Annotated in this window: 21 protein-coding genes; 9 read left to right on the forward strand and 12 right to left on the reverse strand. The window is 64.9% G+C overall.

Going from position 1 to position 23,846, the window contains the following annotated elements; all coding sequences use genetic code 11:
* Positions 1 to 49 precede the first annotated feature (49 nt).
* Both FBZ93_RS09320 and FBZ93_RS41910 read left to right on the forward strand, forming a co-directional pair.
* Entirely contained in the window at positions 50 to 1,588 is a 1,539-nt protein-coding gene (locus tag FBZ93_RS09320; protein WP_146985623.1) for a porin, read from the forward strand.
* Positions 1,589 to 2,005: 417 nt separating this feature from the next.
* The gene (locus tag FBZ93_RS41910; protein ID WP_146986005.1) at positions 2,006 to 2,185 is read left to right on the forward strand and encodes a hypothetical protein; all 180 of its coding nucleotides are present in this window, start codon (positions 2,006 to 2,008) and stop codon (positions 2,183 to 2,185) included.
* A gap of 149 nt (positions 2,186 to 2,334) precedes the next feature.
* Here FBZ93_RS41910 and FBZ93_RS41730 read toward each other — a convergent pair whose 3' ends face one another.
* Positions 2,335 to 2,466: a hypothetical protein gene (locus tag FBZ93_RS41730; protein WP_283810817.1), complete on the reverse strand. Its 132-nt coding sequence runs from the start codon at positions 2,464 to 2,466 to the stop codon at positions 2,335 to 2,337.
* A 221-nt stretch (positions 2,467 to 2,687) separates the two neighbouring features.
* Between FBZ93_RS41730 and FBZ93_RS09330 the strand changes: the two genes are divergently transcribed.
* Entirely contained in the window at positions 2,688 to 3,650 is a 963-nt protein-coding gene (locus FBZ93_RS09330) for an SDR family oxidoreductase (RefSeq protein ID WP_146985624.1), read from the forward strand.
* A gap of 169 nt (positions 3,651 to 3,819) precedes the next feature.
* Here the strand turns inward: FBZ93_RS09330 and FBZ93_RS09335 are convergent, their stop codons facing one another.
* The 4 genes from FBZ93_RS09335 to FBZ93_RS09350 form a co-directional block, all read right to left on the reverse strand.
* Complete coding sequence (locus FBZ93_RS09335) at positions 3,820 to 4,287, reverse strand: GcrA family cell cycle regulator (protein WP_146985625.1); 468 nt, start codon at positions 4,285 to 4,287, stop codon at positions 3,820 to 3,822.
* Between the two features lie 49 nt (positions 4,288 to 4,336).
* Entirely contained in the window at positions 4,337 to 4,537 is a 201-nt protein-coding gene (locus tag FBZ93_RS09340) for a hypothetical protein (protein ID WP_066514059.1), read from the reverse strand.
* A 164-nt stretch (positions 4,538 to 4,701) separates the two neighbouring features.
* Complete coding sequence (locus tag FBZ93_RS09345; protein WP_146985626.1) at positions 4,702 to 6,528, reverse strand: AMP-binding protein; 1,827 nt, start codon at positions 6,526 to 6,528, stop codon at positions 4,702 to 4,704.
* 88 nt (positions 6,529 to 6,616) lie between these two features.
* On the reverse strand, positions 6,617 to 7,558 hold the full coding sequence (locus tag FBZ93_RS09350; protein ID WP_146985627.1) for an acetamidase/formamidase family protein: 942 nt from the start codon (positions 7,556 to 7,558) through the stop codon (positions 6,617 to 6,619).
* Between the two features lie 66 nt (positions 7,559 to 7,624).
* On the opposite strand from FBZ93_RS09350, the gene FBZ93_RS09355 reads away from it, so the two are divergent.
* The 3 genes from FBZ93_RS09355 to FBZ93_RS09365 all read left to right on the forward strand — a co-directional run bounded on the left by FBZ93_RS09355 (position 7,625) and on the right by FBZ93_RS09365 (position 10,599).
* Positions 7,625 to 8,419 (forward strand): YdcF family protein, encoded by a 795-nt coding sequence (locus FBZ93_RS09355; RefSeq protein WP_146985628.1) that lies wholly within the window; start codon positions 7,625 to 7,627, stop codon positions 8,417 to 8,419.
* A 90-nt stretch (positions 8,420 to 8,509) separates the two neighbouring features.
* A complete protein-coding gene (locus FBZ93_RS09360) occupies positions 8,510 to 9,292 on the forward strand; it encodes a DUF169 domain-containing protein (protein ID WP_146985629.1) in 783 nt (260 codons plus the stop codon).
* 131 nt (positions 9,293 to 9,423) lie between these two features.
* Positions 9,424 to 10,599, forward strand: a complete 1,176-nt coding sequence (locus FBZ93_RS09365) for a saccharopine dehydrogenase family protein (protein WP_146985630.1) — start codon at positions 9,424 to 9,426, stop codon at positions 10,597 to 10,599.
* 153 nt (positions 10,600 to 10,752) lie between these two features.
* Here FBZ93_RS09365 and FBZ93_RS09375 read toward each other — a convergent pair whose 3' ends face one another.
* A complete protein-coding gene (locus FBZ93_RS09375; protein ID WP_146985632.1) occupies positions 10,753 to 11,949 on the reverse strand; it encodes an FAD-dependent oxidoreductase in 1,197 nt (398 codons plus the stop codon).
* Positions 11,950 to 12,072: 123 nt separating this feature from the next.
* Here FBZ93_RS09375 and FBZ93_RS09380 point away from each other — a divergent pair, with 123 nt between their 5' ends.
* On the forward strand, positions 12,073 to 12,567 hold the full coding sequence (locus tag FBZ93_RS09380) for a MarR family winged helix-turn-helix transcriptional regulator (RefSeq protein WP_208763992.1): 495 nt from the start codon (positions 12,073 to 12,075) through the stop codon (positions 12,565 to 12,567).
* Here FBZ93_RS09380 and FBZ93_RS09385 read toward each other — a convergent pair.
* From FBZ93_RS09385 to FBZ93_RS09400, 4 genes are all read right to left on the reverse strand, one after another.
* Positions 12,539 to 13,807, reverse strand: coding sequence for an O-antigen ligase family protein (locus tag FBZ93_RS09385; protein WP_146985634.1), 1,269 nt, complete (start codon positions 13,805 to 13,807; stop codon positions 12,539 to 12,541). The genes FBZ93_RS09380 and FBZ93_RS09385 overlap by 29 nt on opposite strands.
* Positions 13,808 to 13,958: 151 nt before the next feature.
* A complete protein-coding gene (locus tag FBZ93_RS09390; RefSeq protein WP_146985635.1) occupies positions 13,959 to 15,503 on the reverse strand; it encodes an undecaprenyl-phosphate glucose phosphotransferase in 1,545 nt (514 codons plus the stop codon).
* A gap of 115 nt (positions 15,504 to 15,618) precedes the next feature.
* Positions 15,619 to 16,758: a glycosyltransferase family 4 protein gene (locus FBZ93_RS09395; protein ID WP_146985636.1), complete on the reverse strand. Its 1,140-nt coding sequence runs from the start codon at positions 16,756 to 16,758 to the stop codon at positions 15,619 to 15,621.
* Between the two features lie 3 nt (positions 16,759 to 16,761).
* The gene (locus FBZ93_RS09400; RefSeq protein WP_146985637.1) at positions 16,762 to 17,388 is read right to left on the reverse strand and encodes a polysaccharide biosynthesis/export family protein; all 627 of its coding nucleotides are present in this window, start codon (positions 17,386 to 17,388) and stop codon (positions 16,762 to 16,764) included.
* Between the two features lie 175 nt (positions 17,389 to 17,563).
* Here FBZ93_RS09400 and FBZ93_RS09405 point away from each other — a divergent pair, with 175 nt between their 5' ends.
* Complete coding sequence (locus FBZ93_RS09405; RefSeq protein ID WP_146985638.1) at positions 17,564 to 19,900, forward strand: GumC family protein; 2,337 nt, start codon at positions 17,564 to 17,566, stop codon at positions 19,898 to 19,900.
* 87 nt (positions 19,901 to 19,987) lie between these two features.
* Here the strand turns inward: FBZ93_RS09405 and FBZ93_RS09410 are convergent, their stop codons facing one another.
* Positions 19,988 to 21,325, reverse strand: a complete 1,338-nt coding sequence (locus FBZ93_RS09410; protein WP_146985639.1) for an MFS transporter — start codon at positions 21,323 to 21,325, stop codon at positions 19,988 to 19,990.
* Between the two features lie 337 nt (positions 21,326 to 21,662).
* On the opposite strand from FBZ93_RS09410, the gene FBZ93_RS09415 reads away from it, so the two are divergent.
* Positions 21,663 to 22,601, forward strand: a complete 939-nt coding sequence (locus FBZ93_RS09415) for a LysR family transcriptional regulator (RefSeq protein WP_146985640.1) — start codon at positions 21,663 to 21,665, stop codon at positions 22,599 to 22,601.
* Between the two features lie 18 nt (positions 22,602 to 22,619).
* On the opposite strand, the gene FBZ93_RS09420 is transcribed toward FBZ93_RS09415, so the two are convergent.
* The gene (locus FBZ93_RS09420) at positions 22,620 to 23,813 is read right to left on the reverse strand and encodes a GNAT family N-acetyltransferase (RefSeq protein WP_146985641.1); all 1,194 of its coding nucleotides are present in this window, start codon (positions 23,811 to 23,813) and stop codon (positions 22,620 to 22,622) included.
* Positions 23,814 to 23,846: the final 33 nt, after the last annotated feature.

Genomic DNA, 23,846 nt, shown 5'->3' on the forward strand with positions numbered 1-23,846 from the left:
GGCGCTCGCGACCCGGACTCTACGCATATGAGCAACTTGGAGGTTTAATATGACATTGGCGAAGAGCCTTATTCTGGGCTCGGCCGCCGCGCTGGTCGCGGTCGGCGGGGCACAGGCGGCCGATCTTCCCGTTAAGGCCAAAGCGGTCGAATACGTGAAGGTTTGCTCCCTTTATGGTCCGGGCTTCTACTACATCCCCGGCACCGATACCTGCATCAAGCTGGGCGGCTTCGTTCGTGCCGACGTCGTTGTGAACGGCAACAGCGTCTACGGCCCGAACGTCAACGGCGCCAGCGGTGCGAACAACCGCTTCACCAACGGCTACACCTGGCGTTCGCGTGAAGACCTCAACATCGACACCCGCACCGCGACCGAGTACGGCGTGGTCCGCACCTACTTCGACGCGGTGTTCACCTGGACCTCGGACAGCTACGGTCCGGGCTCGGCTGCCGGTTCGACGATCTACTCGCCGATCGGCACGTCGTCTGCGCCGAACAACGCTGGTTCGGGCAACGTCGCTGCCGGTTCGGTCGGCGTCTACTACGCCTTCATCCAGTTCGCTGGCTTCACCATGGGTAAGGCGGTCTCGCAGTTCGCCGCTCCGTGGAACGGCTATCCGGGCAACAACTACGACGGTCTCGTCGGTGGCGTGAGCACCACCAACGGCATCAACCAGTTCACCTACACCGCGCAGTTCGGCAACGGCGTGTCGCTCGCCCTGTCGGCGCAGGACCAGGTTGCCTACATGCAGGCTGGCGTGAACAACCTGTCGGTTGCCGGCGCTTACGGCTCCAGCGACTATGCCGGCACCATCGCGCCGGACTTCGTCGCTTCGCTCAAGGTCGACCAGGCTTGGGGTATCTTCCAGGCGTCGATCGCGGCGCATGACAACCACGCAGCCTACTACGGCGCCACTGAGAACACCGGTCATCCGGACGACAAGTGGGGTTGGGCTGGTGCACTGGCCCTGTCGATCAAGAACATCCCGACCGGACCCGGCGACACCATCAACATCCAGGGCGTCTACACCGACGGTGCGACCCGTTACAATATCCAGGAACTGGCCAGCCAGTTCAGCTCGGTCGCCATCTACGGCGGTTCGGGCCTCCCGGGCGTTTATGGCAGCGTCGGCTTCGGCACTGCGCCTGACACGGTGTTCGGCCCCGGCGGCCAGCAGCAGACCGTCAAGACCTGGGGTATGCGCGGTGCGTACACCCACAACTGGGATCCCTACTGGAACACCAGCTTGTACGGTGCTTACGCTGCGATCATGTACAACGACACGTCCAAGGCCCTCATCTGCGGCGTTGGTGGTGTCGGCGGTACCTTCCGCGCTGCCTTCGCCGGCGGCGCTGGCGTGACCAGCTGCAACCCCGACTACAACATCGCGCAGATCGGCGTGATCACGCGTTGGACCCCGGTCAAGAACCTGACCTTCTCGGCCGACGTGACCTACATCAATCTCGATCAGAAGTATGCCGGCACGATCACCACGTCGGCTGCCTCGGTCGGCAAGCCCTCGGCGGTCTACGAGCTGAAGGATCAGAACACTGTCCAGATGCTCTTCCGCGCTCAGCGCAACTGGTAATACCGGTTGATCTGATCACGATCGAACAGAACCCCGGCAGGCAACTGCCGGGGTTTTTTCTTGGACCGGAATAGGTGGTCGTGGACGATTGGCTGCGACATTTCGGTCTACGCGAAGAACGAAGACGAGCCATGCGATTCATCGGCGGCAAACTTATTTACTTAGCTGATCTACTAAACTATATACACCGAGGCCAACACATTGAATGATGGCTCTTAGCTTATGCTAAGCCTCCCAAACCTCCGGCAATGCCCTGCCGGAGGTTTTTGATTCATGGCCACGAAACCGGCGCTGGAGATCGCGATGCGCGTGGTGCCGCCCGCCGCGTCGATTCGACGCCGTCAAGATTTGACGGAATCGGTCCGCAGTGCATTCTCGTCATTCATGGGACGCTTCAAGAACAGCCGTCTGGCTCGGATGAGCAGCGGCCATTACTGCCTGATCCGGGATCTCGGGCTGGTGAAGGGCGGCAAGGGATTGCGGCACCATGAGGTGGTCATCGACTTCTCGTGGCGCGGTCTGCTCAAGCTCGTCGTGAGCGCCGGCACCGCCGTCCTGCGCCGGCGCGCGCCGGTGCGGATCGAAACCGCCGAATAGCGCAGATCAATCCCGGGAGTTGAGCCGATCATTCGTGGCGCCACGCGCTGCGCGACCAGGTCTTCAGGCGGCGTGATCTCGATCAGGTCAAAGCCTGCCCACGGCGAGGGCGTGTTGCGCCAGACCGCTGCAGCGCTGGTCTGATCTGATCAGCGCGAGCGGTCGGCGCAGATGCCGTTGCGCGGCTTCGGCGGCGTGAGCTCGGCGGCCGCGGCTGCATTGGAAATTCCGGCCGCGATCGCCATCAGCGTCGTCGCGACCAATCTGTTCACGATGTGCATGATCGTCTCCGGTTGTCGATGTCAGATTGTTCGCAACGCGGAATGATTTCGTTACGTCATCCTCTGCCTCGATCTGCCACACGCGGCTCAACTGCGCGTGAGCAGCGGGCGCCGTTGCTGGGCGATAATTCGGTGATGTACAGTGCCGCAGTCAAACGGCCGGGACTGCGATCCGCGCTCCAGCCGAAAGCAAGAAAAAGCAGGGAAGGAACGGATCTCTCATGAAGGATTTCGCCGGAAAGATTGCCGTCATCACGGGTGGCGGCACGGGCATGGGGCGTGAGCTCGCACGGCAGCTCGTTGCCGAGGGATGCAATGTCGCGATGTGCGACGTCTCGGCCGAGGCGATGGCCGAGACCAAGCGGCTCTGCGAGGTCGAGAAGCTGCCGCAGGGCCTGCGCATCACCACCCACATTGCCGACGTCTCGATCGAGGATCACTACAAGCGCTTCCGCGACGAGCTGATCGAGCAGCAGGCGACCGACAAGATCCACTTGCTGTTCAACAACGCCGGCATCGGCGGTGGCGGCAGCCTGTTCACCAACACCCGCGAGCAGTGGGAGCGCACCTTCAACATCTGCTGGGGCGGCGTCTATCTCGGGGTCCGCACCTTCCTCCCGCTGCTGGTGAAGGCCGATGAGGCGCACATCGTCAACACGTCGAGCGTCAACGGCTTCTGGGCCTCGGTCGGCCTCGGCGTGTCGCACACCGCCTACAGCGCGGCGAAATTCGCGGTGAAGGGATTCACCGAGGCGATGATCAACGATCTCCGCCTCAACGCGCCGCATGTCAAATGCTCGGTGGTGATGCCTGGTCACATCGGCACTTCGATCGTGTCGAACTCGCGTAAGGTGCAGAACGGCTCCGAGCAGCTCAATCCCGACGAGCTCAAGCAGGCTCGCCAGCGTCTGCAAGGGCAGGGCATCGACGTCGCCAAGATGTCGGATGCCGATATCCAGCAGCTCGCGCTCGATCGTGCCCGCATCTTCCACGACGAGGCGCCGACCTCGGCCGCCGCCGCCGCCAAGATCATCCTCGACGGCGTCAAGGCGGATCGCTGGCGCATCCTGGTCGGCGACGATGCGCATATGCTCGACGAGCGTGTGCGCAACACGCCGGAGCAGGCCTACACGCCTGAGTTCTATCAGGACCTCGTGGCGGCGACCGGCTGGAAGGTCGGCTGATCACGCAGGACCCGTCATGCCCGCGCAACGGCGCCGTTGTCGCTGGAGGAGCGCGGAACGCGCGTCTCGAAGCATGCACGGCCCGGCTAGCGGCCGTCGATCCTTCGAGACGGCCGCGTTGCGGCCGCCTCGGGATGACGGGATCGGCGCTTCCAGTGTTGCTACCAAGCTACCCGCGCATCGCGCGCTGGCGGGACCCTGTCTGATAGGCGAGGCGGTAATGCCCTGAGCAATAGGGCATGCCGCCGAGCGGGGTGTTGCCGCAGAAGCAGAAATCATCGGCGCCCGGGCTGCTGATCGGCCAGCGGCAGCGCTGCTCGCTCAATTCGAACAGCGAGCAGCTGTTGACGCTGACAACAGGCGCATCGTCGGGCTCCCGCTCGTAGACCGCCCGTAGCAGCTGGAGCTGCTGCTTCGCGGTCGCCCGTTGCGCGGTGTGCGCGGTGGCTTTCTTCCGCCGCGCGCGGCGTTCGTCTGGCGTCGTGCGCACGAGGTTCAGCCGCGACAGCTTGCCGATCACCGCATTACGGCTGACGCCGATATTGACGGCGATGTCGCGGCAGGAGAGGCCGGCTTCAAAGTAGATCTTGAGTTGGTCGACGCGCTCCGGCGTCCAGGTTGGTTCGATCGCAATCATCTGACGGTTCCACGTTCTGTGTTGAACCGCCGCGTCGACGCGTGCGCCGTCAGGGCGCGCGACCGTTGTCGCGGATTGCAAGCAACCCGTCCTTGATGGCGAGTCGAATGCCTTCCTCGATCAGTGTCCGTGCGACGCCCGGGACGCTCGTACCGTGGGTGCCCTGTCTCACCAGCTTCTCGAGGTAACCAATGGTCGAGAGCGCCAGTGTGACCGGGACGCGGTCGGTTTCGGCCTTTTCCGTAGCCATGAAGAAACGCTTAACCCTGAACGCTCGTACTGAAAAGTATCTATTTAGAGTCTATTTAGGGATGTGGCAGTTCGTCAAGCCATCGGCCGAAAAATGCGAACAGCCGCGCCGGAGATCGATTCCGGCGCGGCGTTTGGACTGGAATATTTAAGTATATTAATAGGTTAGGCGCGTAACTCGACCTTGACCGGGAACTTCTTGAGAAGCCGCTCAGCCGTTTCGGCCTTGTCCACAGGCGCGGTCACGCTCAGGTACAGGCCCCGGGACGGGTCGGTGATGGCCTCGACACTGACCTCGCCGGACAGTCCTTCCCGCGCCAGCAGCTCGCGCGCGGCCTCGCCGGCGGCGATCTCGCGCAGCTTTGGCTTGAAGATCTTGCCGACCGGCGTGACCGGCATCTCCGGGATCACCGACACCACGCGTGGCCGCGCCGGCGGCTCCAGTATGTTGTCCTGCACGAAGGCGGCGAGCGCCTGCGGATCGATCTGCGCGCCGGGCTGCGCCGAGACGAACAGCATCGGCACTTCGCCGGCATAGCTGTCGGGACGTCCGACCGCCGCGGCCAGCGCGACGCCCGGAAACGCCAGCGCGGCGTCCTCGATCGCGCGCGGGTCGATGTTGTGGCCGCCGCGGATGATGACGTCCTTGGCGCGGCCCATGATGTAAACGAAGCCGTCGGCATCGATCCGGCAGATGTCGCCGGTGCGCAGCCAGCCGTCGCGGAACGCCTCTTCGGTCTGCTTCTTGTCGACGTAACCGGCGAACACCTGCGGGCCTCTGGTCAGGAGCTCGCCGACCGGCGAGGGCCACGGCCCGGTGTGCAGCTTGCCGCCCTCGAGGATGGCGAGCTCGACCAGCGGATTGCGGGTGCCGACGCTCTCGGCGCGTGGTTTCACGCCGTGCACGTCATGGGTGATGGCGCCGGCAAGCTCGGTCATGCCGTAGAGCTGCTGGATGCAGTCGCCGCCCCAGGTCGCGAGATAGCGCCGTTCGATTTCCGGCGGGCAGATCGAGGCGCCGGTGGCGGTGACGCGCAGGGTCGAGATGTCGCTGTCCGCGACCGGGATGTCGGCCAGTGCGCCGAGCGTGGTCGGCACGTTGCCCGAGATATTGACGCGGTATTTCTCGATGATCTTCCAGAAATGCGTGATCAGCGCCGGATCGCGCGCGCCGGCGGGGCCGGGGATGAAGATCGTCGTGCCGGCCGCCAGGCAATTGGCCGTCGTGCAGAACAGGCCGCCGACATGGAACAGCGGCATCGTGATCATCGCGCGTTCGCCACGGTGGAAGTCGAGCGCTATCCGCGAGGATAGAGTGGAGGCAACCATCGCGCGGTTGGTGAGCCGCGCCACCTTGGGATGACCGGTGGTGCCCCCGGTCGGCAGCATCACCGCGACACGGTCGGCCTCGCTCATGTCGCTCGACTTGCCGTAGTCGTCGCGCCAGGCCGGGTCAGGCCGCAGCACCTCGCCGTCGAAGGAAATGCTGCCGTCGAGCGGCGCGATCACGATGCACTTGAGCGACGGCACCTCGCGCTGCAGTCCCTCGACCCGCTCATAGAGCCCGCCCGGCATTCCCGGCGGCGGCGCGATCAGCAGCTTCGCATTGATGGCATTGAGCTGGGCTGTGATCGCTTCCCGCGTGAACAGCAGGTTAAGCGGCTCGGCGACGCCGCAGGCGGCGGCGCCGAAGATCGCGACGATGCTGGCCGGACAGGCGGGCAGCAGGATCGCCACCGCATCATCCTTGTCGATGCCTTGGCCGCGGAAATAGGTTTCGGCCGCCTTGATCGAGCCCATCAGCTGATCGTTCGAAATCACGACCGGGTTGGGATCGAGCGGCGATCGCAAATAGATCGCGGCTTCGGCGTCCGGCGCCCCCTGCGGGCCGCGGGCGATGAGATCGAGGATCCGCGGGCAGGCGGCGAGCGTCTCCTGCATCTCCTTGTCGCGCGCAGCCTCGTCGGCCGGCGAAAGCCTGTCCTTCAGCATATCCGTCCCCGTCCATTTTTGTTTCGTTGGGACGGAGATTGTATCGAGCCGCGCTTGCCGAACACAAGTGCGGCTTATCGACCGGCTGTCAGCCGTGAACCACCGATTTGGCGATCATGCAGTGAATACCCTTGGAGCCGTTGACCGTCTGGGTGACCCGCAGGTCGGCGGCCAGGCTGCACAGCGTGTAAGCGTCCTCGCGGGAGAGATTCCGCTTCTCGCCGAGCAGCACGATCATGTCGCGCAGCGCCCGCACCACGCATTGGTCGAGATCGGGATCCATCGCCATGGTCATGTAGTGATCTGCGGTCTCTGCGCGCGGGTAGGCGAGCTTGAGGTCCTTGCGCAAGGTCAGGCGGAAGCGGCCGGTGAGCGCGGTCTCGATCGCGGTGACGCAGACCTCGCCGTCGCCCTGCACGCCATGGCCGTCGCCACAGGAGAACAGCGCGCCCGGCACGAACACCGGCAGATACAGCTTGGCTCCGGCGCCGAGCTCCTTGTTGTCGAGGTTGCCGCCCATCGCGCGCGGGATCAGCGAGGAGATGCGGCCCCAGGCCGGCGGCGGCGACACGCCCATCACGCCGAAGAACGGCTTCAGCGGCAGATCGAGCCCCCAGGGCATGCGGCCGACCATGCGCGTGCGATCGAGCGGGATATTGAGGATGCGGGTCTCGTGGAAATCGTCGGGCAGGGTGCCTGACAGCGGCTTGATCAGATTGTAGCCCCAGTCCTGGCGAAGCTGGACGTCGAGAATATCGACCTCGAGCACGTCGCCGGGCTCGGCGCCGCTCACTGCGATCGGGCCGGTCAGGATGTGCCCGGGCACCATCCGCTCGCTCTTCGCATGGATGTCGTCGAGCTCCGGCGGGATATGGAATTTGCTTCGGTCCGGCACCACGTCGGCGCCACCGCTGACGGTCTCGATCGTGACCTCGTCGCCGCTCGCGATCGTGAGGACCGGCTTCAGCTTTGCTTCAAAGAAGCCCCAATGGCAGGTTTCGGGACTGGACTTCAGGTGATGATGGGTCATGTGACGTCTTTTGATTAGTTTCCCAGCAGCGTATGACCCTGTAGCAGAACTTCGCAGAGGCTTCCCTTGTTTTTTGTGCTCTCCAAGACGCTCGGCATCATGCTGCTGCCGATCAATTTCCTGATCGGGATCGGCGTGATCGGCGCCGTGCTGCTGCTGACGCGGTTTGCGCGTCTCGGCCGCAGGTTGATGGTTGTCTCGCTGCTGCTGCTCGCGATCTGCGGCTTCTCGCCGCTCGGCAATGTCCTGATATCAACGCTGGAGCAGCGCTTCCCGCCATGGGATGCCTCGCGCGGCGCGCCCGACGGCATCATCGTGCTCGGCGGTTCGATCGATGCCGATCTGTCGGTGGCGCATGGCACACCTGTCGTGCGCAGCGCGGCCGATCGCGTCATCGCAGCCGCCGCGCTTGCGCGCAGATATCCGAATGCGCGCCTCGTGTTCACCGGCGGCAGTGCCAACCTGATCTCGAATGATGCGCGCGAGGCCGACTATGCCGCCGAGATGTTCGAGAGTCTCGGGATTGCCAAATCGCGGCTGATCATCGAACGCCGCTCGCGCAACACGGTGGAGAACGCCGAGTTCTCCAAGGCGTTGGTCGATCCCAAGTCGGGCGAGCGCTGGCTGCTCGTCACCTCGGCCTATCACATGCCGCGCTCGATCGGGCTGTTCCGCAAGGCGGGATTCAACGTCGAGGCCTATCCGGTCGATTGGCGCGTCGGCAATGTCATGAGCTTCGCGACGCTTGCGATCGAGGGCCTGTCGCGCACCGATCTCGGCACACGGGAGTGGATCGGGCTGCTGGCGTATCATCTGGCCGGAAAAACCGACGATTTGCTGCCGGGACCGGTCGCACGCTGAGCCGTCACGTGCTTGTCGCTTCGCCCCGACAATCCGGCTAACATCGACACAACAGGCGGCGCCAAGCTGCCGATCACGGGAGTTCACGCCATGCAACAGCAGACACCGCCGGAACAGTTCGACCTCGGCGCAATCGTCGCCGATCTGAACAATCTGCTGCGGCTGAAGACCACGGTCATCGGCATCAAGATGTTTGCCCGCGTCGAGGAGATGGAGGCGATCCCGAAGATCCGCCGTCCGTCGGCGGTTCACACCACGGACCAGATCGTCAGCATGGCCTCGCGGCTCGGCTGGACCGTCGGCATCACCGGCGACGACCTGGTCGGCGCGCAATGCCGCGCGGTGATCGGGCTCGCGCCGCAGGACGAGAAGTGGCTGGCCGGCGAGAACTATGTCGGCGTCTGGCACGGCACGGCCGAAGACGCGCGCAAGCGCCAGGAGGCGCTCGACGTGGTGCCTTACGGTCAGTATCAGGCGATGGCGGTGAGTCCGCTGACCAGCGGCCGTCTCAACCCGCCGGACATCTGCCTCGTCTATGCAACGCCGGGGCAGATGATCATCCTGATCAACGGGCTGCAGTATACCGGCTACAAGAAGTTCGAATGGGGCGTGGTCGGCGAGACCGCTTGCGCTGACTCGTGGGGGCGGGCGCTGAAGACCGGCGAGCCGAGCCTGTCGCTGCCGTGCTTCGCCGAGCGCCGCTATGGCGGCGTGCCCGACGAGGAGATGCTGATGGCGCTGCCGCCGGCCTATCTGGTGAAGGCGATCGCAGGCATGAAGCAGCTCGCCAAGAACGGCCTGCGCTATCCGATCGCACCCTATGGGATCCAGGCCGACGTACGCGCCGGCATGGGGGTGTCTTACAAGAAGTAGGGGCATCTTCCGTCATTGCGAGGAGCGGAGCGACGACGCAATCCATCGCTCCGCACACGCGGTGAAATGGATTGCTTCGCCGCGCTCGCAATGACAAAACGGGGCAATTTCGTTGTGTGGGAGCCTGATCCATGTCCTCGTCGAAACTCGACATCGTCGTCTACGGTGCGACCGGCTTCACCGGCCAGCTCGTCGCCGAATATCTCGCGGCGCATTATCGCGACGGCAGCCTGAAATGGGCGATGGCCGGGCGCAGCAAGGACAAGCTTGCCTCGGTTCGCGATGCGATCGGCGCGCCCGCCGACACGCCCTTGATCCTCGCCGATGCCAGCGACGCCGCATCGCTGAAGGCGATGCTGGCGCAGACCAAATCTGTCATTTCGACGGTTGGCCCGTATCAGCTCTATGGCAACGAGCTGATCGCCGCCTGCGTGGAAAGCGGCACTGACTATTTCGATCTTTGCGGCGAGCCGGTCTGGATGCGCCAGATGATCGACAAGCATGAAGCCGCGGCAAAGGCCAGCGGCGCGCGCATCGTGTTCTCCTGCGGCTTCGACTCGGTGCCGTTCGAGCTCGGCGCGTTCTTCGTGCAGGAGGAAGCCAAGCGCGTGTTCGGTGCGCCCGCCGCGCGCGTCAAGGGCCGCGTGCGCGACATGCGCGGCACGCTGTCCGGCGGCACGGCCGCGAGCGCCAAGGCAACCTTCGATGCGGTCGCCAAGGACTTGAGCCTGGTCGCAATCCTCAACAATCCCTTCGCGCTGACGCCGGGCTTCGAGGGTGCGAAGCAGCCGCGCGGCAGCAAGCCGGCCTACGAGGAGGATCTGCAATCCTGGACTGCGCCGTTCATGATGGCGCTGATCAACACGCGCAACGTCCACCGCTCCAACATGCTGATGGGCTTTCCGTACGGGAAGGACTTCATCTACGACGAGATGGTCCTGACCGGCCCGGGCGAGAAGGGCGAGGCCAATGCAAAGAAGGTGATGGCGCTGAATTCCGAGAAGACTGGTCCCAGCGCACCGAAGCCGGGCGAGGGGCCGTCAAAGGAAGAGCGCGAGAACGGCCGCTACGATCTGCTCTATCTCGCGGTCGCGCCCGACGGCCGCATGGTCCGCGCCGGCATCAAGGGCGATCGCGATCCCGGCTACGGCTCGACCTCGAAGATGATTTCGGAATGCGCGATCTGCCTGTTGCGCGACACGCCCGACGTCGCCCCCGGCTTCTGGACGCCGGGAGCCGCGATGCAGGGTAAGCTGATCAAGCGCCTGGTCGATCACGCCGGGCTGACGTTTGAAGTCGAGAAGTAGCTTTCTTACCTCGCCCCGCTTGCGGGGAGAGGTCGGATCGCATCGCAGATGCGATCCGGGTGAGGGGGTACAGGTCCGTCCAATTGCATTGCTCGTGGAAAGAGCCCCTCACCCCAACCCTCTCCCCGCAAGAGCGGGGAGAGGGAGAAGGCCCTATGCCGCCCGCGGATTATACGCGTACATGAAGTCCATGCCCTTGGACGACACCGGCAGCAGCAGCTTCAGCATGTGATCGCGCAGCCAGGCGCCGGTCGCGCTGAACTCGCGCTTGCTGTTGCCGTTGCGGCGGGCGATCGCGACGATCTTCTCGGCGCGCGGGCGCCGCTCGTGCTCGAAGGCCTGGAATGTCAGGCCGAGCTCCTGGCCGTCGCGCATCAGGATGCCGAGCCGCAGCGCGTCTTCCAGCGCGAGCGATGCGCCCTGGCCGGCATGTGGGCTGGTCGCGTGCGCGGCATCGCCGATCAGCAGCGTCCGCTTGCGCGACCAGGTCGGCAGCGTCGCGACGTCGAGCGTGTCGGTGACCACGATGTTGTCGGCGGCCTCGATGATGTCGGGGATCGGCGCGTGCCAGCCGGCGTGGAATTCGCGCAGATGCTGTCTGATGGCGTCCTGGCTTTGCAGGCGATACGCCGCCGCGGTCATGCCGTGCGACGGCTGCGTGCTCCACCACATCCCGCCGGTGTTCGGATCGGGGCTGCACAGGCCGTAGCCGAAGAACCCGCTTTGCCCGAACGTGGTCTCCACCTTCTGGCCGATCGAGAGGCGCTCGAACATGGCGCGTGGCACGAATCCGCCGAAACCGATCAGCCCGGTGTCGAACGGCGTCGGGCCGTCAGGGATGACGTGACGCCGCACCGCCGAGTGCACGCCGTCGGCGCCGATCACGAAATCGCCCTCGGCGGTGGTGCCGTCGTTGAAATAGGCGATGACCGGCTGGTCGCCGCGATCTTCGATCTTCACCAGCTTCTTCTCGAAGAACACCGAGACGTTGGAGCCCCACGCCTTGTCGATCAGCGTCTCGTTCAACGTCGCGCGGCACATGTTCACCGCGGGCTGGCCGAAGCGCTGCTGCATGTTCTGGTTGAGCGAGCCGAGCTTCTTGCCGCTCTGCGAATAGAAGTCGAACGATTCCGCGATCGAGCCGTTGCGGATCAGTTCGTCGGCGAGGCCGAGCTCCGCCAGCACATGCATGCCGTTGGGCGCGATCTGCAGGCCGCCGCCGATCCCGATGGAATAGGGCCAGGCTTCATAGAGTTCGGCCTCGATGCCGGCGCGGGTCAGGAACATCGCGGTCACCGGACCTGCGATGCCGGCGCCAATGATCAGAGCTTTACGGGGACGTTTCGTCATGCCTTGCTCCATGCATCCGTGTGGGCTACGAAAGGTTAGTTGCTAATTATCTTAGCATATAAGATATTAGGCGAGTAAGATATAGGAGTAGCTTTGTCAAGTGCGAAGTCGCGCGAAGCGCTGATGCAGGAACTCGAGGAGGCGATGCGCCGGTCATCCGCGCAGGGTGTGATGTACGGCCAAGCAGTTGCGGAAGTTGCCGGAATCGCCAATTCCGACATGGAATGCATGGACATCCTGCTGCTCGAGGGGCGGGTGACCGCCGGCCGCCTTGCCGAGGTGACCGGGCTGACCACGGGCGCCATCACGGGCGTGGTGGATCGGATGGAGAAGGCGGGATATGTGCGCCGCGAGCGGGACGAGAGCGACCGCCGCAAGGTCTTCATCTCGGTGATCGAGGAAAAGGCCGCCGAGATCGGCAAATTCTACGTGCCGATGCAGGAGGCGATGCTCAAGGTCTGGAGCGGCTACACCGAAGACGAGTTGCGGCTGCTGCTGCGCTTCGCCAATGACGGCTACAAGGGGGTGCTGGAGGCGACCGCCGCGCTGAAGAGCGTGATCGACACGCCGCCCGAGCAGCGCGCCCAGCTCAAGATGCCGCCGAAGCCTCGTCGCTGACCCCGAGCGATGTCGCGCGGTGGCGCTCGGCCGCCGCGTACATGCCCCACATCGTGCCCAGCATCATCCAGAAATGCCGCCAATGGTCGGTATCGATGATGAAGCTCTCGCCGGCGATGCCGAGGAAGGCCGAGAAGATCGCCAGATAGTCGCGCTGCCACGGCACCCGCATGTAGATGTAGCGGAATCCGATGATCGCGCTGACGAACACCAGCGCCGGATAGCAGATGCCCGAGATCCAGCCGCCCGACATAAAGGCGTTGAGGAAGGAGTTGTGGGTGTCCTCGGGGAAATAGGTATGGAACTGGAGCGGGCCGATGCCGAACGGCAATTCCAGTGCCATCTGGGCGCCGAGGATGTGGCGGCCGAACCGGCCGAAGCGGCCTTCATCGTAGCTCTGGTCGAAGCTCGCGCGCTGCTTGAACATGTCGGCGACCGTGCCGATCGACAGCAGCACCGCGATCAGCGCAACGGCCAGGATCGCGGCGATCAAGGTCATCACGATGATGCGCGAACGCTGCGCCTGCGAGCGGCTGGTGAACACCATCAGCGCCAGCATGAACGCCGCGGTGATCACGAAGCCGCCCCAGGCGGCGCGGGAGAACGACAGCAGGATCGCCAGCGAGATGATGCCGAAGGCGATGGCGTTGCGGAACGCCTTGCCGAAGCGGTCGGAGACCACGCTTTGCAGCGTGAACAGCGCGGGCAGGATCAGGAACGCGCCGAGCACGTTCGGATCCTTGAAGGTGCCGCGGGCCCGATCATACAGCGTCAGCAGGTCGTAGCCGCCGGGCACCAGATGGAAGTAGCCGGCGATGCCGGCGAGCGAGGCGATCATCGCACCGACGATAAGCCCGCGGCGCAGCATGTTGAGCCGCGCCTCGGTGTCCTCCGACATCACCATCGCGAAGAAGACGACGGTGACGGCCATGTACCAGGAGGTGAGGACCCAGTTCACCACCTCCGGCTTGTCGAGGAACGGCACCGCGCCGACGCTGTAGCCGACATTGAGCACGATCAGCGCGAACAGCAGCGGCATGAACACAAGCTGCATGCGCAGGCCCGTGGCGAAGAACAACACGCAGGCGGTCAAGGTGACGAGCTCATACGGGCTCGGCTCGATGAACACGATGGCGATCGACGCACCGGCCAGCCATACCAGCGCCCGCTGCAGCGCCAGCACGCCCGGCGGCGCCGATGTCAGCGATTGGGACGTCCCGGCTGTCGCCGCATAGGCCATCGGATACTCACGCAACTCGGTACAAACACTGGCTCCGTCCTTCTCCGTCATTGCGAGAAGCGAAGCGACGAAGCAATCCATCTATCCCCGAGCTGCAGCGTGGATTGCTTCGCTGCGCTCGCAATGACGCGCGGTCCGATTCTCGCCAATCTCAGTACGCGTTCTCGTTCTTTGTAATCAGCGAGAACGGGGTCTTGAGCAGGATGTAGAGGTCGAACAGCACCGACCAGTTCTCGATGTAATAGAGGTCGTATTCGACGCGCTTCTGGATCTTCTCGTCGGTGTCGACCTCGCCGCGCCAGCCGTTGATCTGCGCCCAGCCGGTGATGCCGGGCTTGACGCGGTGGCGCGCGAAGTAGCCGTCGACGGCTTCGTCGAACAGGCGGTTCTCCAGCTTGCTCTGCACGGCGTGCGGGCGCGGGCCGACCAGCGAGAGATTGCCCTTCAGTACGACATTGAACAGCTGCGGCAATTCGTCGAGCGAGGTCTTGCGGATGAAGCGGCCGACGCGGGTGACGCGCGGATCGTTCTTGGTCACGACCTTGGAGGCGGTCGGATCGGCCTGATGGTGGTAGAGCGAGCGGAACTTGTAGACGTCGATCCGCTCATTGTTGAAGCCGAAGCGCTTCTGGCGGAACAGCACCGGGCCGGGGCTGTCGAGCTTCACCGCGACTGCCACCAGTCCCAGCACCGGGAGCGCCGCAAGCAGCGCGAGGCCGCCGACCACGCGGTCGAACAGCCATTTCAGCACCAGATCCCAGTCGGTGATCGGCGCCTCGAACACGTCAAGCGTCGGCACCTTGCCGACATAGGAATAGGAGCGGGGCCGGAAACGCAGCTTGTTGGTATGGGCCGACAGGCGGATGTCGACCGGCAGCACCCAGAGCTTCTTCAGCATTTCCAGGATGCGGGTCTCGGCCGAGATCGGCAGCGCGAACAGCACGAGGTCGACGCGGGTGCGGCGGGCGAACTCGACGATGTCGTCGACCTTGCCGAGTTTCGGCGAGCCGGCGCAGGTCTCCATCGCGCGAGCGTCATTGCGGTCGTCGAACACGCCGAGCACGTGGATGTCGGTGTCGTCGTCGGCGTTCAGCGCCTCGATCAGCTTCTCGCCGTTCTGGTCGGCGCCGACGATGATGGTACGGCGGTCGAGCCGGCCGTCATGTGCCCAGGCCCGCACCATCGAGCGCAGCGCCAGCCGTTCGGCGATCAGGACCGCAAGGCCGACGCAGAAGAACGACGACAGCCAGACCCGCGACACCTCGCCGCCGAGCTTGACCAGGAAGGAGATGCCGATGAACAGCAGGAACACGAAGGCCCATGACGAGATCATCCGCGTCATCTGGCGAAGCTGGCCGCGGAAGATCTGCACCTGGTAGATGTCGGCGGACTGAAAGCAGACCACGGCTGCTGCAGACATGCCGAGGATCGATGCGATGTATCCCCAATGGATGCCGCCGCCGGCGAGCGGCCTGACATAAGCCAAATAGAGCCCGACGCCGACCAGGCTGAGCAGCACGAAATCGGCGAGGCGAACCACGCCGGCGATCACGACCGGCGAGTAGGCGCCGCGAACCTTCTGATTGGTGACGGCGAGCGCGGCCGGCGACAGGCGGCGGCGGCGTTCGACCTGCGGCTGAGCGGCCGTCGCAGACGTAGCCGCATCCAGCATCGAGCGTGCGTTAAACGGTTCCACGAGTCCACGTCCATTCCTGCGCCTGCAGATGGGCATCCGCGCGCAGCAGCGAAATTCCCCCGGACGTGACTTAAGGGGACAAATCGGAAGAAACGGTTACGTGTGCAAGAAATGGTTAACGTTTGGCAAATGCATCGCGATAGCCGGCCAGCACGCCCTCGACCATCGCGCTCTGCGAGAAATGTTCGGAAATCCGCTCGCGCAGTTTTTGCGCGCGCGTCGCGGTCGCGGCGGGATTGTCGAGCGCCGCCTTGATTGCATCAGCCATCGCAGCGGCATTGCTGGGCGCGAACAGGGCGTCGGTGTGGGTATCGAAGATCTCCGGGATGCCGCCGACATTGGCGGCGATCATCGGAATTCCCGCTGCACCCGCCTCGATCACCACATAGGGCATCGAATCGCCGCGCGAGGGAACCACCAGCAGGCTGCCCTTGGAGAAACCGAAGCGCGCCTTGACGTGGCCGATGAAGCGAACGGCATCGGCGAGCGACAGCCGCTTCACCTGCTCCTTGAGCCGCTCGAACTCCTCGCCATCGCCGCCGAGCGTCAGCGTCACCGGCTTGCCGTCGGCGCGCAACTTGGCGACCGCGTCGATCAGGAGGTCGGCACCCTTGATGCGGCGGAATTCGCCGACATAGGCGACGTCAGTGGCGTCATCGGCCTTGGCAACCGGTTCGAATTCCTCGGAGGTGACGCCGTTGAAGACGCAGCGGACGAGGCCTGAGGGCGTGCCGACGGTGCGCTGATAGGTGTCGCGCGCGAATGCGCTCTCGAACAGGAACAGGTCGGTGCTGTTCATCAGCGTGCGCTCGAGCTGGCTGTAGAAGCGGCCCTTCCAGGTGTCGAGCGGGTAGTGCAGCGAGCCGCCATGCGGCGTGTAGACCCGGATCACCTTGTTGGAGCGCCGGCGCAGGCGGACATAGGCGCCGGCCTTGGCGCCATGGCCGTGCACGACATCGGGTTTCAGCTTGCGGATCAAGCCGACGATATGTGCCCAGACCATGAAGTCGGCGAAGCGCGGTTCGCGGCGGATCGCGACCCGGTGGACGCCGAGCTTGAGACGCGGCTCGATCTCGGCGAGCACCGCGTCGGCACGCGTGCCGCCGGTCAGGCTGTCGGCGACGATTCCGACATGGTGGCCGCGCTCGATCTGGCCGTTGGCGACGTCGAGGATGTGACGGATGATGCCGCCGACCGGGGCACGGACGACATGCAGGATGCGGAGCGGCTGGTCCTGATTGTGATCCTGCGCCATCGATCAGAACCAGCGTTCGCCGACGAACACGGTGTCACCGGGGCCGATCGGCGTGCCCAGGGGGGCGACGAAGCGGCCGGCGCCCGATGCATCGGTGTGGGTGAGGGTGACCTCGTCGCGCCGGGCGCGCGGCGAGAAGCCGCCGGCGATCGCCACCGCGCTTTCGACCGTCATGTTGGGCACATAGGGATATTGGCCCGGAGCCTGGACTTCACCGAGGATGAAGAACGGCCGGTAGGATTCGATTTCGACCGCCACCGACGGCTCGCGGATGAAGCCGTTGCGCAGCCGTGCGGTGATCTCGCCGGCAAGCCCGGCGGGCGTGCGGCCGCGCGCCGGCACCGAGCCGATCAGCGGCATCGTGATGGCGCCGGCTGCATCGATCGCATAGGAGTTGGTCAGGCCTTCCTGGCCATAGACCACGACGCGGAGCTTGTCGCCGGGGCCGAGATTATAGGCCTCGCGCGTCGGCGCAGGCTCGGCATAGGCGACCGGCCCGGCAAAGGAGGGCTGCCCGTACGCCATCGAATCGAGGGCCGGGTCGCCGGCGAACGGCGAGGTCCGTCCCATGCAGCCCGACAGCGCGAGCGCAGCAATCAGACAAACAAGGGGAGCGCGCAAATCGCGCATGTGAGGAATCCCACGAAATTACCGGCCCCGATTAACGGCACCCATGGTTAACAAAGCATGACGGAGCGGTGGTGGAAGCCGCATCCGTCAACCGCGCCGATTAACCCCGCAGCAACCTTAATGGACTGTAATCGCCCGCATTGAGGTGGAATCGCGGCGTCCGCGGGAGTTCGTTATGCGTTTTGCATTCTGGCGTAGAGGCAACGAAAAGGCCGTCGTGCAGCGGGCGCTGCCGAAGTCTGCGCCCGTCGCCGACGAGGCCGTTGCGAAGACAGCTTTGCCGATGTCAGCTCCTGACGAGCCGGCGCGTGCGGCGCCGGCAACCGATCTCGATCTGCATGTGCTCGGGCGCGCGCTGGCGCGCAAGCGGAGCTGGATCGTCGTGCCGACCGTGCTGGTGTTCGCGCTGTCGCTCGCTGCCGTCAACGTCGTGACGCCGCGCTACAAGTCGGAAGCGCGAATCCTGATCGACAATCGCGAGAACGCCTTCCTGCGCCCGAACGGCGAGCGCGACCTCGAACGCACCTCGCTCGATGCCGAGGCCGTGACGAGCCAGGTGCAGCTCGTGATGTCGCGCGATCTCGCGCGCGACATTATCAAGAAGAACAAGCTCGCCGAGCGTCCGGAGTTTGATCCGGTGCTGCGCGGCTTCTCCCCAATGAAGTCGCTGCTGGCGCTGTTCGGCATCGGCCGCGATCCGTTCAGCCTGACGCCGGAAGAGCGGGTGCTCGACGCCTTCTACGAGCGCTTCCAGGCCTATGCGGTCGACAAGTCGCGCGTCATCGTGATCGAATTCCAATCGGAGGATCCCGATCTCGCCGCCCGCGTCGCCAACTCGATCGCGGACGGCTATCTCGTGCTGCAGCAGGCGGCGCGGCAGGACCAGGCCAAGTCCGCCAGCACGTGGCTGCTGGGCGAGATCGACAAGCTGCGCACCAAGGTCGCCGACGCGGATTCGCGTGTCGAGGAATTCCGCTCCAAGTCGAGCCTGTTCGTCGGCACCAACAACATCCCGCTGTCCAACCAGCAGATGGGCGAGCTGAACACGCAGCTCAACAATGCCCGCGCGCTGAAGGCGGATGCCGAGACCAAGGCGCGGCTGATCCGCGAAATGCTTCAGAGCGGCAAGCCGATCGAGGCATCGGAAGTGCTCAATTCCGAGCTGATCCGCAGGCTCGCCGAGCAGCGCGGCACGCTGCGCGCCCAGCTCGCCGAGCAGTCGTCGACGCTGCTCGACAACCACCCGCGCATCAAGGAATTGAAGGCGCAGATCGCCGATCTCGACCGGCAGTTGCGCGAGGAAGCCGGCAAGATCTCGCGCTCGCTCGACAATGATGCGCGCGTCGCCGACGGCCGTGTTCAGGCGTTGCAAGCGAGCCTGGACCAGTCGAAGAAGCAGGCGGCATCGAGCAATGGTCAGGATGTGCAGCTGCGCGGGCTGGAGCGTGAAGCCAAGGCGCAGCGCGATCTGCTGGAAGCCTATCTCGCCAAGTATCGCGAGGCGACCGCCCGCGAGAACATCGAGGCGGCGCCGACCGACGGACGCATCATCTCGCGCGCCACTGTCTCCAACACGCCGGCCTATCCGAAGAAGCTGCCGATCGTGCTGATCGCAACGCTGGCGACGCTGTTGCTGTCGTCCGGCATCATCATCACCGGCGAATTGCTGCGCATCTCCGCGCCCGGCGCGGTGGGCCGCGCCTTCGCGCCGGCCGCCGCAGTGATCAGGCGCCGCGAACCGGTCATGGAGACCGCAGCTATGGACGAGCCGGCACTGATGCTGCCGCCTGAACCCGAGCTCGCATCGCCGCTCGCTCCCAGCCTGTCGCCGGAGCCTGAATTGTCGCCGGAGCCCGCAATGGCCTACGAGCCCGTCATCAGCGAGCCGCAGCCTGCGCCAGCCCAAGCGGTCGACGAGATCGACGCGCTGGCCGCGCGTCTCGTCGCGGCCGGTCCCGCCGCCCACAAGGTCACGGTGCTCGGCCCGGCCACCGGCGAGAGCGTCACGTGGACCGCGCTGACGCTGGCCCGCCTGATGGCGCGCCAGGCCAAGGTCGTGGTGGTCGATCTCGTCGCATCCTCGCCGGTGCTGACGGCGGCGAGCGTCGATCCCACGGCGCCCGGCCTGGCCGAGCTGATGCAGGGGGAGGCGACGTTCGCGCAGATCATCACCAAGGATCGGCAATCGCGCGTGCAGATCGTCAGCGCCGGACGCCCGGGCTTCGATCGCAGCCATCTGCAATCGCCGCGGCTGGCGCTTGCGATCGATGCGCTGCTCCGGGTCTACGATCACGTGCTGCTCGACGCCGGCTCGGCCGTCGACCTGCCGGCCGAGCTGCTGACCACCAAGGCGCAGGCGGTCGTCGTGCCGGACGCCGGAATGCCGCAGGATGCCCGCCGCTCAATGGTCGATCAGCTGAGGGCCGTCGGCTTCTCCGAAGTGACGATGCTGAGCAAACCCTGCGCGCCGTCGGAAGCGTCCGTGACGGGTCCGCGGGTCGTCGCGGCCTGAACCAGACCTCGAAAGCGCGATGAGATCAGATTGATCGCCATCGCGCTTCTGTTCGGAAAGCCGCTATACGCCTTTCCAGATGACGCGCTAGTGCGCCAGCATCGGCTCGCGTGCGGCCCGCTCCAGCACCGGATCGATCCGCAGCCGGATCGTGACCAGGGCGCCGATCAAGCCGACCACCGCGAGCAGCAGCAGGCCCGCGGTGAAGCTGCCGGTCAGGTCCTTCAGGTAGCCCATGGCAAACGGGCCGGCGAAACCCGAGAGATTGCCGAGCGAGTTGATCGCGGCGATGCCTGCCGCGGCCGAAGCGCCGTTCAGGATGCTGGCCGGCATCGGCCAGAACATCGGCGGCACCGCCGAAACGCCGATCTGCGCGAGGCAGAGCAGGCCGACGATCAGCACCGGACTGGAGACGAGGCCGGCGAGGCCAATGCCGACGGCTGCGAGCACCAGTGCTCCGGCGACGTGGTAGCGCCGCTCGCCGGTCTTGTCGGAATGGCGGCCGAGCAGCACCATGCCAACCGCGCCGAACACGAAGGGCAGCATGGCGATCAGGCCGGTCTGGGTGTCGGTGACGCCAAACGCCTTGATGATGGTGGGCAGGAAGAACGCGACGCCGTAGCTGGCGGCGTTCAGGCAGAAATAGATGAAGGCGCAGGCGAGGACGCGCGAATCGGTGAGCGACTGCAGCACCGAGATGTGCTCCACGGCTTCCTTCTTCTGCCGCTCGATCTCGAGGGTATTCTGCACCCACTTGATCTCGTCGGGCTGCAACCAGCTCGCCTGACGCGGGAAGTCGGGCAGCATGGCCAGCACGGCGAAGCCGACCAGGACCGACGGCAGCGCCTCGCAGATGAACAGCCATTGCCACCCGGTCAGGCCGGCGCCCGACAGGTTGAGCAGCAGGCCCGAGATCGGCGCTCCGATTATGCTGGAGATCGGGATCGCCAGCATGAACAGGCTGATGACGCGGGCCCGATAGATCGTCGGGAACCAGAGCGTCAGATAGAAGATGATGCCCGGGAAGAATCCCGCCTCGCAGGCGCCGAGCAGCAGGCGCAGGAAGTAGAAGATCCACTCGCTCGAGAGGCCGCTCGCCGCCGACATCTGCGGGATGAACGCGAATGCCGCCGAGACGATGCCCCAGCTGATCATGATGCGGGCGATCCAGCGCCGCGCGCCGAACCGTTCCAGCAGGATGTTGGAGGGGACTTCGAAGAAGAAGTAGCCGACGAAGAACAGGCCGGCGCCGAGCCCGTAGGCGGCCTCGCTGAGGCCGAGCGCCGTGTTCATGTGCAGCTTGGCGAAGCCGACATTGACGCGATCGAGATAGGCCACGAAGTAACACAGGATGAGGAACGGAATCAGCCGTCGCATCATCTTTCCGACCGCGCGCTTCTCGACATCGTCGCTCATCGTTCCCATCCCTTCTGGCTTTTCGATTTGCCGCGCGGCCACCTCGCTGTCCGGAGTGATACCATGTCCACCCGCAGCGGTCCGTCGCTCTGCCCTTGCAAGTCTTCTTGCAAGCCTCGCGTTCATTGTTGTGTAATTGACGGCCGCGTGACTAATGGCATTTGGGAATGGAGCCACGGCGAAACTGTCATGATGCACCGCGGTATAACCGCGGGAACCCAAGTGTTTTCAGCGAGGTGGATCCCGGGTCGCGTGTAGAAAGCGCGTCGAGACGAGAAGCTGGAGTTCTGTTCGTTCCGATTCAGTCGGATCGGACGGCGTTAGCCGGGCAGGATGGTGACGGGCCGTGATCAATAACCTGAAATTGCGCCAGTTGCGCCTGCTGGTGGCGCTCGACAGCGAGCGCAAGCTGCAGCTCGCTGCCGAGCGGCTGAATATTACCCAGTCGGCGGCATCGAAGATGCTGGCCGAGATCGAGGCCGTGGCGCGGGTTCCGCTGTTCGAGCGAACGGCGCGGGGCGTCGAGCCGACTGCTTATGGTTCGATCTTGATCCGTGGCGGCCGGAGCGTGCTCGCGGACCTTGACCGGGTGACCAATGAGTTCGCAGGCTACAGGTCGGGCGAGCTCGGCACAGTGTCGGTCGGGACGGTCGCCAAGCCCAGCATCGACCTCGTCGTCGACGTCATGCAGTACCTTGGCGAGAAACTGCACCGGGTGAACATTTCGCTCGACGTCAGCACCAGTCCGCCGCTCGTTGCGCGTCTTCTGGCGCTTGAGCTCGACTTCGTCGTGGCGCGAATTCCGGCCGGCGTCGATCCCGGACAGTTCGACTATCACGAGATCGGTGCCGAGCAGGCCGGCTTGCTGGTTCGCGCCGAGCATCCGCTGGCCGGCCACGACAGCGTCAATCTCGAAGACACGGTCGACCTGCAATGGATCATCCAGCCGCGGGAATCCTTCATGCGCCAGGGGCTGGAGCGGCTGTTCTACAGCCGGGGCATTGCGCCGCCCCAGCGCATCATCAACACCGAGTCGTTCTTCGCGTCGATCGGAATTGCGGCGGGCATCGATGCGATCGTGCCGGTGCCGCTCTTGATCTTCGATCTGCTCGATCCGCAGCGCTTCAAGATGCTTCGCATCCGCGACCAGCTGATGCTCGAGAGCTACGGGCTGATCAAGCTGCGCAAGCGAGCGCTGTCGCCTGCCGCGACGCTGGTGTTCGATGCGATGATGCGGCTTGGCGTCGCGAGCGGCCGCGCGGTGCCGGATGGCTCGTCCGCGTAGCGTCGCCCGCGGTCGTGCTCAGCGGAACATGCTGCGCAGGTTCTGCGCGATCTCGAACAGCGCCGGATTTTGCTTCACGGCGCGTTTGGCGCGGCTGATGGCCGAAAGCGCGGTGGCCGCCGGCTTGCCGCGCAGGCTGAGCGGAATGAAGCTGTCGACGATCGCTTCGTCGTCCTTGCAGAACAGCCGCTTATACTCGTCCGAGCCGATGCCGAGGTCCAAGGCGCGGTAGTTCAGGCCGGCGTGACGATCGATGATGTCGCGCATCAGGATCAGGCCGGGGCTGAACTTGGAATTGGCCGACATCGTGTAGGTGTTGAACATCATCGAGAAGCGGTGACCGTCGGACACGCCGGCGAAGATCGCGATCACTTCCTCGTCGCACTCCAGCGCGTGGATGTCGATCGCATACCCCTTGCCGTCGGCGCGCGGTGCGAGGCAGGCGGTGCGGATGAACTGCTCGATGCCCGGCTCGGCGAACACGTTGGGCAGCTTCTGCTCGGCCATGCGCTGCGGCTTGACGCGGAAGAACCAGTCGAGCAGGCGGCAGACGTCGGCGCTGTTATCAGCGACATGATAGCGGTAGCCCGGCAGCGCCTGCAGCTTGCGCTCCTTGCCCTTGAGGCGGCGGCGGAACGAATTGCTGACCAGCGACGCGGGTGCCGCGCCGGGCTCGATGACCAGCAGCGGGCAATCGTTCACCGAAGCCTGATGCGGCAGCAACACCATCGGATTGGGCTGGTCCTGCCAGCGCAGCGGCTGCTGACACAGCATCAGTGCGTCGACGCGGGACCGCTCGGCGATCGAGCCGATCAGGGCCGTGATGTCGGCTTCGGTCGCGTTGGCGGCGAAGTCGCGGTCGTACAGCGCCATGTTGAAGGTCGCATGCTTGCCGCCCATGAAACTTGCGCAATTGGCGCCCAGGCGCTGCTCGACGGCGAGCGGCAACAGCAGCAACGGACGGCGTTCGCCGTCATGGGCCACGACGATGAAGGGCCGCAGGCCTTCGCGCTCGCCGACCTGGCGTTGCCAGGAGGCAAGGAAGTCGAAGCGCTGATAGGGCGTGTAGCTGTGTTGCGGGGTCTCGAGGCTGCGCCAGGTCGCCTCGGCTGCAGTGAGGTCGTGAAAGATGTCGACGCCGGCGACGCGAATTGCGTTCGGCCATGTTCGCGTGCCCGCCGTCTGGCCTTCAATTGCCGCCGCCATGGTCATCTCGGAACCTAAATTTTTTAAGGTATTAATTTA

It is taken from the genome of Bradyrhizobium macuxiense (assembly GCF_007993935.1).
Classification (GTDB): Bacteria; Pseudomonadota; Alphaproteobacteria; order Rhizobiales; family Xanthobacteraceae; genus Bradyrhizobium; species Bradyrhizobium macuxiense_A.

What these genes read in the sequence shown, in the direction of transcription:
- FBZ93_RS09320 (WP_146985623.1), top strand. Translation starts at nt 50, where the DNA reads ATGACATTGGCGAAGAGCCTTATTCTGGGCTCGGCCGCCGCGCTGGTC.
- FBZ93_RS41910 (WP_146986005.1), top strand. Translation starts at nt 2,006, where the DNA reads ATGAGCAGCGGCCATTACTGCCTGATCCGGGATCTCGGGCTGGTGAAG.
- FBZ93_RS41730 (WP_283810817.1), bottom strand. Translation starts at nt 2,466, where the DNA reads ATGCACATCGTGAACAGATTGGTCGCGACGACGCTGATGGCGATCGCG.
- FBZ93_RS09330 (WP_146985624.1), top strand. Translation starts at nt 2,688, where the DNA reads ATGAAGGATTTCGCCGGAAAGATTGCCGTCATCACGGGTGGCGGCACG.
- FBZ93_RS09335 (WP_146985625.1), bottom strand. Translation starts at nt 4,287, where the DNA reads ATGATTGCGATCGAACCAACCTGGACGCCGGAGCGCGTCGACCAACTC.
- FBZ93_RS09340 (WP_066514059.1), bottom strand. Translation starts at nt 4,537, where the DNA reads ATGGCTACGGAAAAGGCCGAAACCGACCGCGTCCCGGTCACACTGGCG.
- FBZ93_RS09345 (WP_146985626.1), bottom strand. Translation starts at nt 6,528, where the DNA reads ATGCTGAAGGACAGGCTTTCGCCGGCCGACGAGGCTGCGCGCGACAAG.
- FBZ93_RS09350 (WP_146985627.1), bottom strand. Translation starts at nt 7,558, where the DNA reads ATGACCCATCATCACCTGAAGTCCAGTCCCGAAACCTGCCATTGGGGC.
- FBZ93_RS09360 (WP_146985629.1), top strand. Translation starts at nt 8,510, where the DNA reads ATGCAACAGCAGACACCGCCGGAACAGTTCGACCTCGGCGCAATCGTC.
- FBZ93_RS09365 (WP_146985630.1), top strand. Translation starts at nt 9,424, where the DNA reads ATGTCCTCGTCGAAACTCGACATCGTCGTCTACGGTGCGACCGGCTTC.
- FBZ93_RS09375 (WP_146985632.1), bottom strand. Translation starts at nt 11,949, where the DNA reads ATGACGAAACGTCCCCGTAAAGCTCTGATCATTGGCGCCGGCATCGCA.
- FBZ93_RS09380 (WP_208763992.1), top strand. Translation starts at nt 12,073, where the DNA reads ATGCAGGAACTCGAGGAGGCGATGCGCCGGTCATCCGCGCAGGGTGTG.
- FBZ93_RS09385 (WP_146985634.1), bottom strand. Translation starts at nt 13,807, where the DNA reads ATGGCCTATGCGGCGACAGCCGGGACGTCCCAATCGCTGACATCGGCG.
- FBZ93_RS09395 (WP_146985636.1), bottom strand. Translation starts at nt 16,758, where the DNA reads ATGGCGCAGGATCACAATCAGGACCAGCCGCTCCGCATCCTGCATGTC.
- FBZ93_RS09400 (WP_146985637.1), bottom strand. Translation starts at nt 17,388, where the DNA reads ATGCGCGATTTGCGCGCTCCCCTTGTTTGTCTGATTGCTGCGCTCGCG.
- FBZ93_RS09405 (WP_146985638.1), top strand. Translation starts at nt 17,564, where the DNA reads ATGCGTTTTGCATTCTGGCGTAGAGGCAACGAAAAGGCCGTCGTGCAG.
- FBZ93_RS09410 (WP_146985639.1), bottom strand. Translation starts at nt 21,325, where the DNA reads ATGGGAACGATGAGCGACGATGTCGAGAAGCGCGCGGTCGGAAAGATG.
- FBZ93_RS09420 (WP_146985641.1), bottom strand. Translation starts at nt 23,813, where the DNA reads ATGACCATGGCGGCGGCAATTGAAGGCCAGACGGCGGGCACGCGAACA.